Consider the following 17,078-nt stretch of genomic DNA (forward strand, 5'->3'; position numbering starts at 1 on the left):
GGTTGCGCACCCTTAAAGGATGTTGCGTTCAGCGGAAAGGTTCAGGCGTGCAACAACAATTGCAGGCACCGACGCGGCCAATCTAGCACATTCTTGATATAATGCAAAAGATTTAAAGCTTTAAACGTAAGGAAATTTCTTAAAGCTCATTTGTCGCAGAAGCCATGGCGCTATCGAGAAGCGCATTGGCTGTCTTCATACGCTGTTCTGCCGCCAGACGAAACTCTTCCGGCAGACGATCGGGGTGATTGTTCGCTGCAAAGCTGCGACGCAGTCGCTGTAGCTCGGAGCGTTTCATCCCCGGTTTAAGATCGAGTTCACTGCGAATTGATGCGGGAGAATGGTTCTTCATCCGCTCGACCAAATCGCGTTTCACATTCTCCGCTTCATCATCGACTTCATTTGTGTCGAAAGAAGGAAAGGTTGTTTGAGTAGCGTGTCCCGAACTTGAAATCGGGCTGAAGCCAGCTGAGAAAACCGCCGAAGCAAGGCCGATATGCGGGCGATGTGTTTGCTCGTCGCTGTCGCCACCCGCTTCAGCTTCTTTCAGCACTGTTGCAAAATCGGGAAAGTTTTGGCGCATCAAACCTGCTGCACAATTTCAGACGATAGTGCCGTTGCTAGAGCTCGTGTCAGCACATAGGGCGGAACAGGTTTTTGAAATACCGGAACTTCCGGGTATCGAGCCGCCAGATGTGCAGGTAGACCGCCGCCAGTATGAATAACAACGAAGATATTCTGACTTTTCAAGCGGTCTAAAATGGGTTCCAGATCACCGTCAGCAAGGTTCACGTCGAGGATCGCAGCATCGACTGGCTGCTTGCTGATGAGGTCTATGGCTTGTCTTACTGTGCCGACGGGGCCGACAACGGTTCCGTTGGCATCTTCTACAGTCGCGGCCACGTCGAGGGCGACGAAAATTTCGTCCTCCACGACCAGTACCTTTCTCTGCTCAAGATTATCCATCGTCTTTCCAGTGTCGCTTTCGATTTAATCTTACATGAGGCCCATTTGCGCGGGCTATCACAGAGTCAATGCGCAAGGACACAGGGAGGTTCCCTGAGAGAATAGGATACTAGACTAATGGTGAATCAAATCTTTACTTCGCTGAAGTCTCAAGGCGAAGTTTCAAAGGGTTGATCCTGCCTCGCCTCGTCAATTTTTAGAAAGCGGTGAAGGTGAGGGTGGTCAGAGAGCGCACGATGTTTGGAATGTTCAAAACGTTCTCATTGATGAATTTTCCGATATCGTCGCCTTCTTTGACGTAGATTTTGGCCAGAAGATCGAACTCACCGCTCGTCGAATAGAGTTCCGATACGATCTCACGCTGATAGAGCGTATCCGCAACTTCATAGGTCTTGCCAGGGGCACATTGCAGTTGCAGGAAAACGGGCTTCATATTTCTTCCTTTCGCCACCAGTTGCCCGGCGGACAAGTAACTGGATTGCCGGTCGCGTTTGCTGGTTTCAAGCACGGCCACTGGAGTGAAATCAAGTGCATTTCACACAAGTCCCTGCCGTTTCACAATCAGCACTAATTTACTGAATTGTGTTTTTAATAGAGGAAGGCGATAAGACTCCCTAAAAGTTGAAGTAAGATAATCATTAGATGCTCTATGTACTGCCCGCCGTTCTGCTCCTGTTTTCACTGGCCTTCGTAATCGTTTGGGCCATCGATCAACTGCGCAGTTATCTTTTATGGTGTGCTCTCTGCTTCTTCTGCATCGGCATTGCCATGCTTGCCCAGCTTGTCGATATACCTGCAGATGATGGGCAGAATACAATGCTCACCGCCACAATATATGTGCTGGGGGCTTTTGCTGGTGGACAGGGCATACTCCGCAGGTCAGGTCTTCGCTTGCCTGTCTGGTTTGGCCTTGTCAGTCTTGCTCTTATCTTCGGCGGGATCGTTTTCTTCCTTTATCCCTATCCGAGCTTGCTTGGTCGGGTTTACGTCCTGAACTTCGGCTTGGCCTGTATGATCTTGGCCTATGTCTGGTATCTGCGCGGGCTTGTGCGCGGTTCGCAGGCCGACAAACTGATCCTCGGTATGTTGTTTCTGGTGGCGATACATATTTTCGTGCGAACGTCACTCACTGCACATTCCATCGTTGGAAATGACACGGAAGTCGATTTTGCCTACACGCCGTTCTGGCAGTGGACGGTATTTTCTACCGCTGTTGCCTCTGTGATTGCAGGACTTGTGCTCTTTGCTGCAGCCGGTGCCGATCGATTCAGCGAGCTTGTTCATGAGCGGGACAGCGATCCATTAACCGGTCTGCTGAACCGGCGCGGTCTCGAAACCCGTATGAGCGCTTTAGGGCGTCATGATCTTTCGGGTTGGATCGTCGCCTGCGATATCGACTATTTCAAAACGATCAATGACGTTTATGGCCATGCAACGGGCGACGTTGTTCTGAAAGAGTTCGCAGAAATCCTTCAAGTACATTCCAGAGCGCGCGATCTGACGGCGCGCATAGGCGGGGAGGAGTTCATCATCTTCATCGATGATATGCCGGCGGATGAAGCCTTTGCTTTGGTTGAACATATTCGGGAGGGCGTGAAGACACGCGAATTTTCGCGGCTGGCCAAAGGTGCGAATATTAGCTGTAGTTTTGGGGTGGTGCGGCTCAACAGCAAGGATGATTTCTGGCAGGCCGTGGAACGTGCAGACAAGGTCCTTTACACTGCCAAGGAAGCGGGACGCGATCGTACCTTGTTTGAAGAGAGAGGGGCGTGATCTGTTCAACTCGTTCTTATGGGGACGAAGGTCGATAAAATTGCCGTGATGGTCGACAAGATGGCCCAAAGAGTGTGTTAGTAAGCCTTCCTATTGAAACTATTGCGAAGCGAGTTATCCAGAATCCAATGAAATTTCAGCTCAATCCTGTCGTCGCCCGCCTTTTGTCACTGGTCACCATGTCGGTTGCTGTTTCATTGAGTGCTCCCTCAATGGCCATGACAGCACTTGAAAAGGCCCAGCTTGAAAAGCTCGATCCTGCAACGCGTCTTGAACAGCGCTGCGATGTCGAGGCGATGGAACAGATCAGCCGGGACGAGCGTAAGCTTTCCGTTGATAAGGTTTTGGCCTACGCTTTTTCTGATCCAGAAGTTTCAAATAATACGATCAAAGCAGGCGGAGCTGCTTTTCGCAGTCGCGAGCACTGGTATAAGCTTGCCTTCGTTTGCAAAACCGATGATGAGCACATCAATGTCGTTTCATTCGACTATGATATTGGTGACGAGGTTCCGCAGGATCAGTGGGACAAGCATTATCTCGTCCCCTGATTAATATCGCCCATTTAGCGGAACATTTATTCCTCACTATCGTCGGCGCGGCAGGCTGAAAGCAGCGTCACTTCTTTGGCGGTATGATCTGCCTCAAGGTGACTAAGTACAGCCTGACCGTCTTTTTCAGCCCAGCGATAGCTGTCCTGCTCGTCCAGAGCGACATATTTCTTGAGACTTTCGTGCCATTGCAGGGCGACCATTTTTCCCTCGGCATCCAGCACCGCAAAAGCCGGAAGATCACCTGTTTTGATATAGGTTACAGGCACGACGACGCCGCGTTCACATATATAATCGATACGTTCCACGGTTTTCTGTTCCACGGTTTCAGCATGGGCAGGGAGGATTTGGGCGAGGGCTGCAACGCTCAGTGATGTCAGCAAAACAGACGTTTTATATTTCATTGTCATCGACCTCTTTCAGTTTTTTGGAACCGCTTATGCGGATCAACCGCGGCGAAGATTTGTTGGTTTTAATTCACTAATAAAATCCGACTTAAAAACCGAATATTTTTGAAAAGCGATGCAACGAAATTCAACTTCGCCCGTTCTTAACCTGCTGGTCGTTAGATCGGCCGGGGCCCGGAGTAAATTTGCCCCCGCAATCCCAATCCGGGTCCCACCCTATTGAGGGTGAATATTGATATGAGAACTGGGATCTCTTCAATCACCACATTGATAATTATTACCTCTGCTCCAGCTTATGGAGATGAGCGCTAGAATTTTATTCCTCGTAATTCGTTAGGATTGCTTAGAATTTCCGAACTGCTTTCAAATAAGAGAAACGTTGTGGCATCCTGTGAGCAAAAACCTCTGATACTGTTTCATCAATAGAACGCGGAGAGGTGGCCCTGAACATGTCGAAGAACCTATCGAAATTTTCATTTGCACTTGCGGCGTTTGTAGCGACGGCAACGCTTGCAGGTGGCATCCAGACAAGTCATGCTGATCAGACACTGTTGAACGTGTCCTATGATCCAACGCGTGAGCTTTATAAAGATTATAATGCAGCTTTCGCAAAGCACTGGAAAGAGGAAACGGGTGAGACCGTCACCATCCGCGCTTCGCATGGTGGGTCGGGCAAGCAGGCGCGCTCAGTGATCGATGGCGTGAAGGCTGACGTTGTCACGCTTGCGCTTGAAAGCGATATCGATGCAATCGTCGAGCATACGGGCAAGATCGACAAGGAATGGCGCAAGCGCCTGCCTGATAATTCCTCGCCTTACACGTCAACAATCGTCTTCCTCGTTCGCAAGGGTAATCCGAAGGCGATCAAGGACTGGGGCGATCTCGTCAAGGATGGCGTCGAGGTCATCACTCCGAACCCCAAGACATCAGGCGGTGCGCGCTGGAATTATCTCGCGGCCTGGGCCTGGGCTCACAAGCAATATGGCGGTGATGAAGCCAAGATAAAGGAATATATCGGCGAACTTTTCCGCCATGTTCCGGTGCTTGATACGGGCGCGCGCGGCTCAACCACGACATTCGTACAGCGTCAGCTCGGTGATGTGCTGCTGGCTTGGGAAAACGAAGCCTATCTTTCGATTGCTGAGTTTGGCGAAGATGCTTTTGATATCGTCGTCCCACCACAGTCCATACTTGCCGAGCCACCAGTCGCTCTCGTTGACAAGAACGCAGACGACAACGGCACCCGCAAAGTTGCTGAAGCCTATCTCGAATATCTCTATTCGCCAGAAGGACAGGCCATCGCAGCCAAGCATTTTTATCGTCCGTCCAAGCCTGATGTCATTCCCGCTGACCAGAAGCGCGAATTCCCTCAGTTGCAGCTTGTGACGATTGATGATCCAATCTTTGGTGGTTGGGCCAAGGCACAGCCTTATCATTTCGGTGACGGAGGCACTTTCGACCAGATCTACAAGCCTGCAAAATAATCCAGTTAGGACGCAGTCATCCGACAAATCAATAAAAGGGAACAAATATTGATGTCTTCGCGCCCTGCACCGGTCAGAGCAGGGTGGCATTTTAGAAAACCGAGTGTCATTCCGGGCTTCGGACTGACACTCGGTTTTAGTGTCGCCTATTTGACCCTTCTCATTCTTATCCCGCTGGCAGCTCTGGTTCTGCGCTCGACAGATGTCGGCTTTGCAGGTTTCTGGCGTATCATCACCGATGAACGCACGATCAGAGCTCTTGAAACGAGCTTCGGCACTGCTTTCATTGCAGCTCTCATCAATGTTGTATTTGGTGTGATCCTGGCATGGGTTCTGGTGCGTTATCGCTTCCCGGGGCGGCGGTTTATCGACGCGATTGTCGATATTCCTTTCGCACTGCCCACAGCTGTCGCCGGCATCGCGCTTGCCTCGATCTACGCACCAAATGGATGGATCGGCAGTCTGCTTGCACCTTTCAATATTCGGATCGCGTTTTCGCGCGCCGGCATCGTGGTGGCGCTGATTTTTATAGGTCTCCCGTTTGTGGTGCGCACTGTTCAGCCGATCATGGAGGAAATCAGCCGTGAGGTTGAGGAGGCCGCTGCCACATTGGGTGCATCACGCTTTCAAACAATCTGGCGTGTGCTTCTGCCCAGCTTGCAACCTGCCGTTCTGACCGGCTTTGCGCTCGCTTTTGCGCGTGGAGTTGGCGAATACGGTTCGGTGATCTTCATTGCGGGCAACACACCCTATGTGTCTGAAATAGCGCCCTTGCTGATCGTTATCCGGCTTGAAGAATATGATTATGCCGGTGCCACCGCGCTTGCGACTGTGATGTTGGCGCTGTCGTTTGCCATGTTGCTGTTCATCAATCTGATCCAGTCCTGGACAAGAAGGAAGTACGGCCATGTCGAATAATGTGTCAGCTTCCACGCAAAGCGCCGTAACGGAAAGCCTGCCGACACGGATCTTGTTGATCGCGATCGCACTTGTATTTCTGGCGCTGTTTCTCATCTTGCCGGTGATAGCGGTTTTCGTCGAAGCTTTCCGCAAAGGCGCGGGCGAATATTTTGCAGCTTTGGTTGAACCGGATGCCTGGGCAGCTATCAAACTGACGCTGCTGGTCACTGTCATTGCGGTGCCGCTTAACCTCGTGTTCGGTGTTGCAGCAGCATGGGCCATCGCCAAGTTTGAGTTTAAAGGCAAGGCACTTCTCACCACGCTTATAGATCTGCCATTCTCAGTATCACCGGTTATTTCCGGTCTGGTTTTTGTGCTGTTGTTTGCAAGTCATAGCGTTCTGGGGCCTTGGCTCTCAAGTCATGGCATCGATATCCTGTTTGCAGTTCCCGGGATTGTTCTGGCAACGTTATTTGTGACGTTCCCATTCGTGGCCCGTGAGCTTATTCCGCTGATGCAGGAGCAGGGAAGCGGTGATGAGGAGGCCGCAATCTCGCTGGGAGCCAATGGATGGCAGACGTTCCGCTATGTTACCTTGCCCAATATCAAATGGGGCCTTCTCTATGGCGTTCTGCTTTGCAATGCGCGCGCGATGGGTGAGTTTGGCGCCGTGTCTGTGGTGTCTGGCCACATTCGTGGGCTCACAAACACAATGCCACTGCATGTCGAAATCCTTTATAACGAGTATAATTTCGTCGCGGCCTTTGCAGTTGCGTCTCTTTTGGCGTTGCTCGCCCTTGTCACCTTGGCGATCAAAGCTTTCCTTGAACTGCGTTACGGCGATGAACTTGCTGGCGGTAACGGGCACTAATAACCTATAGATGAGAATAAGCCGCCCAAGCTTTAGCTTAGCGTTGGCGGTAGGGGAAAGGATTGGGAATGGAAGTTCGTGTCGCCGGTGTGCGTAAAGAGTTTGCTCGCTTTCCGGCATTGCATAATGTGTCGCTGGACATCCGTTCGAGCGAGTTGATTGCTTTGCTTGGACCATCTGGCTCAGGCAAGACGACCTTGCTGCGCTTGATAGCCGGGCTGGAAAAGCCAACGGAAGGTGCAATTTATTTTGGTGAGGAAGACGCCTCGCACAAAAGTGTCCAGGAGCGCAACGTCGGCTTCGTGTTCCAGCACTATGCATTGTTTCGTCATATGACGGTCGCAGAGAATATTGGCTTTGGTCTGAAGGTTCGCCCAGGCAGCACGCGTCCAGCCAGCGCTGAAATCAGACGCCGCGCGCTCGAACTGCTTGATCTGGTGCAACTGAAGGGGCTTGAAAACCGCTATCCTTCGCAGCTTTCAGGCGGTCAGCGCCAGCGTGTTGCGCTTGCACGCGCCATGGCAATCGAGCCAAAGGTTCTTCTTCTCGATGAACCATTCGGCGCTCTTGATGCACAGGTACGCAAAGAGCTGCGTCGTTGGTTGCGCGAAATTCATGACAAGACCGGTCACACGACCGTTTTTGTGACGCACGATCAGGATGAAGCGCTGGAATTGGCGGATCGTGTCGTGGTCATGAGTCAGGGACGAATCGAGCAGATCGGTACACCGGACGAGGTTTATGACACCCCTAATTCTCCCTTCGTCTATGGCTTTATCGGCGAATCCAGCACTCTTCCTGTCCGTGTCGAGAATGGTGAAGTTTGGCTCGCAGATCGCAATATCGGACTGACTGCGAATGGCGCTGCGGACGGTGAAGCGCAGCTTTTCTTCCGTCCCCATGACGTCGAACTGCTCGAGGGATGTGGTGGCTGTATTGCCGGAACGGTCATTGCAAGCCGCAGATCCGGCGGCAAACGGCGGGTAGAACTTGAGATCGGAGGCTCTCGCGAGCGTGTCGAGATTGAGATTCCCGCTGAACATCCGGCGGCAGAGAAAAGCCGCATCGCTTTCCGCCCTCGCTATTGGCAGGTTTTTGGAAACGAGGATGCTGAAAACGCCGCTGATCAAGCACCGGCTTTGGCAGAGTAAAATCTGTCGTCAGGACCGGTTCAGTCCTGCACTATTATGAAGACATCCACCTCTTTTCCGAGATGTGGATGTCTTTTTTCATTCAAGGGGCAGAAAAGTCCCGCAAGGCATTTTCGCAAACTATTACGCAGAGTAGTATTATTCTTATTTTCAGTATGTTAGGGTTGTAAAAGCCGGATATTTCATAACGCAACATTAATGTTCGGAAAGAATTGTGCGTTGCGATTTAAACGGTTTGAATATCAGCACAGCCCGTCGTCGCATTTTGGCCAAATGATATCGACATTCAGGGAACGAATTACGGATACTGTCGTTTTTCTGAATTGAAACTCTATTTAGTATTCACCCGCCGCATTCAACTCATTCCCTTCGGAAAGGCTGTTAAGGCACATGCCGGAATTGTCTTCTTCGCCGTCTAATTCGTCCATTGCCGATCGCAAGACTTCGGATCAGATTCCGCCCGAACAACCTTCTCCGATACGTGCTCTTTACAAAACAGAGGACGAGCTGCGCGAGCTTGCGGCATCCGTTGCGCGCGGAGATGAGCTGGCTTTGCCAGGTTATCTGCCTTTCGAATATGATGAGCGATTGTCTGAAAACGGTAAGCTGATCCTTCACGCCTACCGCTCTTCTGACGCTGCGTCTCGCGCGGGCGAGACCATCACGCCTGCTGCACAGTGGCTTCTCGACAACCACTATCAGATTGACAAAACCGTCCAGCAGACCCGCCGGGATTTGCCACGCAAGTTTATCCGCCAGCTGCCGACTTACGCAGCCATGAAGGACATGCCGCGTATTTTCGCGCTCGCCTGGCTTTATGTGGCGCATACAGACAGCAACTTTTCTCTTAAGTCTCTGACTGCGCTTGTGCAGGGTTTCCAGACCGTCGAGCCGCTGAAGATTGGTGAATTGTGGGCGCTGCCATCAGCTGTGCGCTATTTTCTAATTGAAAATGCGCGTCGTCTGGCGCTGCGCGTTGATCGCGCACGCAACATGCGCAATCTCGCTAACACTGCGGCCGACCGCATTGTGATTGCTGCAAATGAGGCAGAACTGGAAACGGTTCTCGCGCAATACAATCAAGCCGCGCGCGACAGCACCTTTGCCACGCATCTGCTTTATCGCCTGCGCAGCGCCTCAACCGATACGTCGGCAGCTTCAAGCTGGCTTGAACGTATTCTCGATCAGGAAGGCAGCAACGCAGAAGACGCCATCGTAGAAGAACATGCCCGCCAGTCCACTGGCGGCGTGACGATGGGCAATGTCATCACCAGCCTCAAGAGAATTGACGATATCGACTGGGAGACCTGGTTTGAAACCGTCAACGAGGTCGATGCGATCCTGCGCGATCATAGCGATTTCGAGCTGCTCGATTTCCGCTCGCGCAATGCGTATCGCGTGACGATTGAAAAGCTCGCTCGTTTCTCGAATATGAGCGAAATCGATATCACATGGGCCGCACTCAAGCTTGCAGAAGACAGCAAGGTTGGTGAGGCTCAGGCGGAAGGCAAAGGCTCGATTGCCTATTACCTTTCCGGCGACGGTCGGAAGGAACTCGAACAGCTTTGTGGATATAAAGCGCCCTTTGGCGTGAAAGCCCTGCGTTGCTATCGTGGTCTTGGCTTGCTCGGTCTTTTCATTCCGACCGCCATCTTCACGATCCTGATCCTGACAATCGTCAATTACTGCATGATGAAGGCGGGGCTTTCTGCGGATCTGCGCACGCTGTTCACGCTGCTTGCGCTTTTCCCGGCAATGGATGCTTCCTATTCACTGTTCAACGCGCTTGTGCCGTGGTTCGTGCAGCCAACACGTCTGATCGGATTTGAATATAAGGAAGGCTTGCCAGCCGAAGCACGGACACTGGTTGCCGTGCCGACCTTGATCACGTCTCGAGATTCTATCGACGAGCAGATCCGCAATCTGGAAGTCCATTATCTGACCAATCCGCGCGGCGAGATCTATTTCTCGCTTGTCAGCGACTGGACGGATGCCAAGCAGGAAATCACGCCTGCTGACATGGAAATCTATGAATATGCGCGTGAAGAAATCGCCAAGCTCAATGAGCACTATACCGGCAATGACCAGCCTCGTTTCTTCCTGCTTCACCGCCGCCGCCTTTATAATGAAAAGCAGGGCTGCTGGATGGGCTGGGAGCGCAAGCGCGGTAAGCTGCATGAGCTGAATCTGCTGCTGCGCGGCGATCAGGATACGAGTTATTTCCCTGCCGACGCTCGCCTGCCGAAAGACATCAAATATGTGATGACGCTCGACGCTGATACGCGTCTGACGCCGGAATCCGTCACCCATCTTGTGGGTAAGCTCAGCCATCCGCTGAACCGCCCTGTTTTCGATGACAAGACTGGTCGCGTTGTTCGTGGTTATGGCATTTTGCAGCCACGCGTTACGCCATCGCTGACCACTGGCGACGAAGCTTCGTTCCTGCAGCGCGTCTTCTCGGTCAATCGCGGTATCGATCCTTACGTCTTTGCCGTTTCTGACACCTATCAGGACTTGCTGGGCGAAGGCACATTCACCGGCAAGGGCCTTTACGATATCGATGCCTTTGAAGCAGCGCTGAAAGATCGCGTGGCTGAAAACACGCTGCTCAGCCACGACCTTCTCGAAGGCGGCTATGCGCGTGCAGCGCTTGTCAGCGATGTTGAAGTCGTTGAAGATTACCCGACCGGATACAATGTCGACGTATCGCGCCATCATCGTTGGGCGCGTGGTGACTGGCAGCTTCTGCCGTGGCTGTTCTCGGCAAGCCGCGGCGTCAGCACCATTACGCGCTGGAAGATGATCGACAATCTGCGTCGCTCGCTCAATCCGATCATGTGGCTGCTCGCTTCGGTGATCGGCTGGAGCATTCTGCCGCTTGGTGTGGCTGCCGTCTGGCAGGCCTTCCTGATCGTGAGCATGTTCGTGGCGCCGACTTTCGGTATCGTCACCAATCTCATTCCGTCGAATATGGACTATTCGCTGAAGGGCCATGCGCAATCGGTTCTGACTGATATCGCACTTGGCACGGCTGATGTCGCGCTGCGCACAACCTTCATCGCCCATTCGGCATTCCTTATGGCCGATGCAATCGTACGCACGATTTATCGTCTGTTCGTATCGCATCGCGATCTGCTCGAATGGAAAACAGCAGCGCAGGCAAAATCGTCGCCTGATACGCTCCTCTATTATTTCCAGCTCATGTGGCCTGCTATGGTCATCGCCGGCCTTGCGGTCTTTATCCCGCTCGGTGCCGACAGCCATGCAGCGCTGATTGCAGCACCGTTTGCTGTGATCTGGTTTGCCTCGCCACTGATTGCCTGGCTCGTCAGCCGGTCGGCCAAGCCGCAGGATACGCTGGAAGTGCTGTCTTCCGACAAGTCGGATCTGCGCCGCTATGCGCGCCGCACATGGCGCTACTTCGCCGAATTTGCGAATGATGAGAATAACCATCTGCCACCGGACAACTTCCAGGAAGACCCGGCACCTATTGTGGCGCAGCGCACCTCGCCAACCAATATCGGTGTCTATGTTCTGTCTGTTGTTGCTGCGCGCGATTTCGGCTGGATCGGCTTTGACGAAACGCTGAACCGCATTGAATCCACCGTCACCACGCTTGAAAAGATGGAGAAGTATCAGGGCCATCTCTACAACTGGTATGAAACAAACACGCTGACGCCGATGCGTCCGCTCTATGTTTCTGCGGTCGATAGCGGCAATCTTGCCGGTCATCTCGTGACACTATCTTCGGCATTGGAAGAATGGGCGGAAGCGCCGAGCGTCTATGTTCAGGGCGATCTCGATGGCATCCTCGATGTCAACGATATCCTTGAAGAATGCATCGCGCAGATTCCGGATGATCGCCGAATCCTGCGTCCGCTTCGTCGTCGCCTGGAAGAGCGGATTGCCAATTTCCGCCGTGCGGTCCGCACCATCAAGGAAGAGCCGGAAACAGCATCTTTCCGCACAATCAATCTGTCGCTGTTTGCGACCGACATTGTGCGCCTGATGGAAGAACTCGACAGCGAGATCGAAACACCGGCAAGCGCCGAGGCCAAGGAATGGGCCAATATTCTGGTCGATACTTGCAAGGCGCATACCGACGATTCCGTTGGTGAACACAACACGGACGATCTGCGTGAACGTCTGCGCAATCTGGCAGGACGTTCGCGTCAGCTGGCGTTCGACATGCAGTTCGGCTTCCTTGAACGCAAAGAGCGTCGCCTTCTCTCCATCGGCTTCCGCGTGCAGGAAAACGAGCTGGATGAAAGCTGCTACGACCTTCTGGCTTCCGAAGCCCGTCTTGCCAGCTTGTTTGCAATTGCCAAGGGCGATGTGCCGGTCGAACATTGGTTCAAGCTCGGTCGCCTTCTGGTGCCTGTGGGCTGGAAGGGCGCTCTGCTCTCCTGGTCCGGCTCGATGTTTGAATATCTGATGCCGCCGCTGGTCATGTCCGAGCCGCTTGGCTCGCTGCTTGACCAGACCAACAAGCTCGTTGTGCAGCGCCAGATCGATTATGCCACCTCGCGCGGTCTGCCATGGGGTATCTCGGAAGCTGCCTTCAATGCGCGCGACGCGCATATGAATTACCAATATTCCAACTTTGGCGTGCCAAATCTGGGCCTTCAGCGCGGCCTGTCGCGTAATGCTGTTATCGCGCCTTATGCAAGCTTGCTTGCAGCGCAGTACCAGCCAGCAGCAGCCGTCGCGAATTTGAAGCGTCTGGCAAAGCTCGGTGCGCTTGGCCGCTATGGCTTCCACGATTCGGTAGACTTCACACCATCGCGTGTTCGCGAAGGCGAAACCTGCGCAGTCGTGAAAAACTACTATGCTCACCACCATGGCATGGCGATCATCGCGGTCAACAACGTGATTTTCGAAGGCCGTATGCGTGAGCGTTTCCATTCCGATCCGGTGATCGAAGCGGCCGAGCTTCTGCTGCAGGAAAAGGCACCACGCGAAATCCCGATGATCTACGCCAAGACGGAAAATCCGATGCGTGTGGATTCGGGCGGCTTCGACGATGCACCAATGCGCATCATCGATGTGCCTTTCAAGGCACCGCGCACAACGCATATGATGTCCAATGGTCAATATGCGCTGATGGTCACGGCCAACGGTTCCGGTTACAGCCGCTGGCATAATTGGGACATCACGCGTTTCCACGCCGATGCGTCGGAAGACCTTCAGGGCAGCTTCCTGTTCCTGCGCGATATGGAAAGCGGTTACTGGTGGTCGGCGACCGGCGAGCCGGTGCGCAATCCGGAAGAAGAAACCAAGACCGTCTTCACTGAAGACAAGGCCGAGTTCTACAAGACTGCCGGCGACTTCAAGACAGTCGTGGAAGTGATCGTGTCATCGGAATCCGATGGTGAAGGCCGCAGGCTCGATATCATCAACACCTCTGCGCGTGATCGCGTCATTGAAGTGACGTCCTATTCCGAACTGGTGCTGACTGACAGCGACAGCGATGCCGCACATCCAGCCTTCGCTAAGATGTTCGTCGAAACGGAAATCGCGGATAATGGCTCAACCATCTATGCGAAGCGTCGCAAGCGCGCACCGTCCGATCCGGATATTCATATCGCACATTTCGTTACCGATCTGTCCGGTTCGATCCGCGAAACGGAAGTCGAAACCGATCGTCGCGCATTCATCGGTCGCGGCCGTTCGCTGCGCGATGCGGCGGCCTTTGATGAAGGTGCAACTTTCACCGGCAGCCAGGGCTGTGTGCTTGATCCGATTGCATCGGTGCGCACGCGTGTCCGCGTTCCGGCTCATAAAAAGGTAAGCCTTGTTTTCTGGACCTTCGCAGGCGGTAGCCGCGATGCGGTGGAGCATGCTGTTGCAACTCATCGTCATCCGGAAACCTTCGTCCGCGAATACTCGCTGTCATGGACGAGCTCGCAGGTGCAGCTCTACCATATCGGCATCAAGCCAGCGGAAGCAGCCGACTATCAGAAGGTTGCCGCCTATCTGCTCTATCCGGAGCGGACCATGCGTCAGCCGCCGGAAACTATTGCGGCAGGTCTTGGCAAACAATCCGACCTCTGGCCGATGTCGATCTCGGGTGATTATCCGATCTTTGCCTTGCGCATCGACAATGAAGCCGATCTCGACGTGCTTCGTGGCGTCTTGCGCGCGCAGGAATACTGGCGCAGCAAGGGGCTCACCGTGGATGTGGTGGCGGTAAACGAACGCGCCTTCTCCTATGCGCAGGATACCCAGCGCGCGATTGACTGGATCATCGAGGGCTTCCGTGCCCGCGGTGGCGGTCAGCCGCATATCTTTGCGGTTCGTCGCGATCAGATGAGCGAGGAAAGCTACAACACCCTGCTTGCTTCCGCTCGTATCGTCATGCACGCCCAGAACGGCTCGCTTGCCGAACAGCTTCGTCGCAGTGAAGAACTCACCGTCGATTTGGCTGCACGTAGCGACGCTAAGACACCGGCCACCGCACAGCAGGGGCTGGGTGCTGCCGGTCTCGCGCCTGTAACAATCGAACGAGGTACGGAAGAACGTCGTCTGGTGACGAAGCCAAAACCAGTCGCACGTCCGCTCCCAACCGGCGACGATCTCCAGTTCTGGAATGGTTACGGTGGTTTTGCTCAGGATGGCAGCTATGTGGTGCGCATCAACAACCGCACGACCACGCCGCATCCTTGGATCAACGTCATCGCCAATCCGAATTTCGGCTTCCATGTTTCGGCAGAAGGTTCGGCCTTCACATGGGCGGGCAACAGTCGCGATTATCAGCTCACCCCTTGGGCGAATGATCCGGTCACAAACCGTCCGGGTGAAGCGATCTATATTCTCGACCGCGAAACCGGACGCAGCTTTGCCCCAACAGCAAGCGTACTCCGTGACGAGGCCGTGACATATGAAGCACGCCACAGCCACGGCTACAGCACTTTTGCGGCTCAGCATGGCGAACTGGCACTCGAACTCACCCATATCGTCGATGCTGAAAAGCCTGTTCGTCTTTCACGCCTGACGATCACCAATAAGGGACGTTCGAAGCGTAAGCTGCGTGCCTATGGTTATGTCGAATGGGTGCTGGGCAATGCCCGCTCCAAGAATGTGCCGTTCATCGTGCCATCGCAGGATGAAGAACTGGGCGCGCTCTTTGCAGGCAATCCATATCATCCGGACAAGTCCGGTCAGGTGGCCTTCTTTGCGGCAACGGAAAAGCCGCAATCGGTAACGGCTGACCGTGGCGAGTTTATCGGCTCGACGGGCTCGGTCGACCGTCCTGAAATCGTGCTGGCTGGCAAGGCGCTTTCCAACACGGTTGAAGCTGGGCGTGACCCGTGTGCCGCTCTCGCTATCGACGTGGAAGTGGGACCGGGTGAAAGCCGCGAAGTGGTCTTCCTGCTTGGCAATGCTGCCGATCAGCAGCAGGCAAAAGCGTTTGTCGCGGAAAGCCGCAAGGCTTCGTTTGAAGAAAAGCTCAATGCTGCACGCCAACATTGGGAAGGTCTCTTCAACCGCGTACAGGTCAAGACACCCGATCCGGCATTTGATCTCTTGATCAATGGCTGGTTGCCATATCAGGCGATTGCCTGCCGCATCTGGGCCCGTGCTGCCTTCTATCAGGCCAGCGGTGCCTTCGGCTTCCGCGACCAGTTGCAGGATACGCTGTCGCTTCTGCTGATTGATTCATCGTTGGCTCGTGCGCAGATCCTTAATGCCGCTTCGCGTCAGTTCCCGGAAGGTGATGTTCAGCATTGGTGGTTGCCAGCAACGGGTGCAGGTGTCCGCACGCTGATCTCCGACGATGTGGTCTGGCTCGGCTATGGCACCTCGCTTTATGTTCAAACGACTGGCGATCATGCAATTCTCGACGAAAAGCTGGCTTTCCTGAAGGGACGCACGCTTGAAGAGGGTGAACATGATGCATTCTTTGAGCCGGAGATTTCCGACCAAACTGTGAGCCTCTACGAGCATTGCGCGCTGGCGCTTGATCTTGCGATTGAGCGTACCGGCAAGCATGGCCTGCCACTGATCCTCGGTGGTGACTGGAACGACGGCATGAATCTTGTCGGCGTGAAGGGTGAGGGCGAAAGCGTGTGGCTCGGCTGGTTCCTCGCCTACACATTGCGTCAGTTCATCCCGATTGCTGAATCCCGCAAGGATGCAAAGCGTGCAAAAGCATGGGCCGCGCATCTTGAAAGCCTGACCAAAGCGCTTGATCGCGATGGTTGGGACGGCGAATGGTATCGCCGTGGCTTCTTCGACAATGGCGCGCCGCTTGGCTCAAAAGACAGCGACGAATGCCAGATCGATGCGATTGCGCAGTCGTGGAGCGTGTTGTCTGGCGTTGCCGATCCAAAGCGTTCGGAACAGGCCATGGCTTCGCTCGAGAAATATCTGCTCGATGATCAGGGCGAATTGCTGCGCCTCTTCACACCGCCTTTTGACAAGACGGTTCAGGAGCCGGGTTACATCAAGGGCTATCCGCCGGGCGTTCGTGAGAACGGCGGCCAATACACCCATGGTGCAACATGGGCCATTCTGGCGCTCGCCCGCATGGGTAAGGCCGAAGAAGCATGGCGCTTGTTCTCGCTGATCAGCCCGGTCAGTCATGGCCGCAATCCGGATGTCTATCGCGTTGAACCTTATGTGATCGCAGCCGACATCTACTCCGTAGAGCCGCGTCGCGGACAGGGTGGCTGGACCTGGTACACGGGTTCTGCTGGCTGGTTCTATCGTGTTGCAACGGAAGGCATTCTGGGCGTCACCAAACGCGGCGACCGTCTGCATCTTGATCCGGCCCTGCCGCCGGAATGGGATGGTTATGAAGCGGAACTTCGTTTCGGCGAAGCACTCTATCGTGTGAAGGTCGTAGTGGGTGCCAAAGACAAGGTAGTCAAGCTCAATGGCCGCAAGGTGGGCAAGCCGGATGAAGGCGTGCCGATCAAGCCCGATGGTGAACACGACATCATAGTAGAGCTTCCCAAATCTGAATGAAGCATTTA

Annotated in this window: 10 protein-coding genes and 1 pseudogene; 7 read left to right on the top strand and 4 right to left on the bottom strand. The window is 54.0% G+C overall.

Features of this window, described 5'->3' with window-relative positions; genetic code table 11:
• Positions 1–139: 139 nt before the first annotated feature.
• From KMS41_00505 to KMS41_00515, 3 genes are all read right to left on the bottom strand, one after another.
• Positions 140–583, bottom strand: coding sequence for a hypothetical protein (locus KMS41_00505; GenBank protein QWK77765.1), 444 nt, complete (start codon positions 581–583; stop codon positions 140–142).
• Positions 583–966 carry a response regulator gene (locus tag KMS41_00510; GenBank protein ID QWK77766.1) on the bottom strand — a complete coding sequence of 128 codons (384 nt, stop codon included), beginning with the start codon at positions 964–966 and terminating at the stop codon, positions 583–585. Before KMS41_00510 ends, KMS41_00505 begins: the two co-directional genes overlap by 1 nt.
• Before the next feature lie 196 nt (positions 967–1,162).
• On the bottom strand, positions 1,163–1,399 hold the full coding sequence (locus tag KMS41_00515; protein QWK77767.1) for an Lrp/AsnC ligand binding domain-containing protein: 237 nt from the start codon (positions 1,397–1,399) through the stop codon (positions 1,163–1,165).
• Between the two features lie 209 nt (positions 1,400–1,608).
• Between KMS41_00515 and KMS41_00520 the strand changes: the two genes are divergently transcribed.
• Both KMS41_00520 and KMS41_00525 read left to right on the top strand, forming a co-directional pair.
• Entirely contained in the window at positions 1,609–2,739 is a 1,131-nt protein-coding gene (locus tag KMS41_00520) for a GGDEF domain-containing protein (GenBank protein QWK77768.1), read from the top strand.
• Between the two features lie 128 nt (positions 2,740–2,867).
• Entirely contained in the window at positions 2,868–3,287 is a 420-nt protein-coding gene (locus KMS41_00525) for a DUF930 domain-containing protein (GenBank protein ID QWK77769.1), read from the top strand.
• 26 nt (positions 3,288–3,313) lie between these two features.
• On the opposite strand, the pseudogene KMS41_00530 reads toward KMS41_00525, so the two are convergent.
• Positions 3,314–3,631: pseudogene (locus tag KMS41_00530) on the bottom strand (lysozyme inhibitor).
• A gap of 512 nt (positions 3,632–4,143) precedes the next feature.
• Here KMS41_00530 and KMS41_00535 point away from each other — a divergent pair.
• The 5 genes from KMS41_00535 to KMS41_00555 all read left to right on the top strand — a co-directional run bounded on the left by KMS41_00535 (position 4,144) and on the right by KMS41_00555 (position 17,070).
• Positions 4,144–5,178: a sulfate ABC transporter substrate-binding protein gene (locus KMS41_00535; protein QWK77770.1), complete on the top strand. Its 1,035-nt coding sequence runs from the start codon at positions 4,144–4,146 to the stop codon at positions 5,176–5,178.
• A 51-nt stretch (positions 5,179–5,229) separates the two neighbouring features.
• Positions 5,230–6,096 (top strand): sulfate ABC transporter permease subunit CysT, encoded by an 867-nt coding sequence (cysT, locus tag KMS41_00540; protein QWK77771.1) that lies wholly within the window; start codon positions 5,230–5,232, stop codon positions 6,094–6,096.
• A complete protein-coding gene (cysW, locus tag KMS41_00545; protein QWK77772.1) occupies positions 6,086–6,949 on the top strand; it encodes a sulfate ABC transporter permease subunit CysW in 864 nt (287 codons plus the stop codon). The genes cysT and cysW overlap by 11 nt, the downstream gene beginning before the upstream one ends.
• A gap of 68 nt (positions 6,950–7,017) precedes the next feature.
• Positions 7,018–8,100: a sulfate/molybdate ABC transporter ATP-binding protein gene (locus KMS41_00550; protein ID QWK77773.1), complete on the top strand. Its 1,083-nt coding sequence runs from the start codon at positions 7,018–7,020 to the stop codon at positions 8,098–8,100.
• Positions 8,101–8,490: 390 nt separating this feature from the next.
• Positions 8,491–17,070, top strand: a complete 8,580-nt coding sequence (locus KMS41_00555) for a DUF3131 domain-containing protein (protein ID QWK77774.1) — start codon at positions 8,491–8,493, stop codon at positions 17,068–17,070.
• Positions 17,071–17,078: the final 8 nt, after the last annotated feature.

Source organism: Ochrobactrum sp. BTU1 (genome assembly GCA_018798825.1).
GTDB lineage: Bacteria > Pseudomonadota > Alphaproteobacteria > Rhizobiales > Rhizobiaceae > Brucella.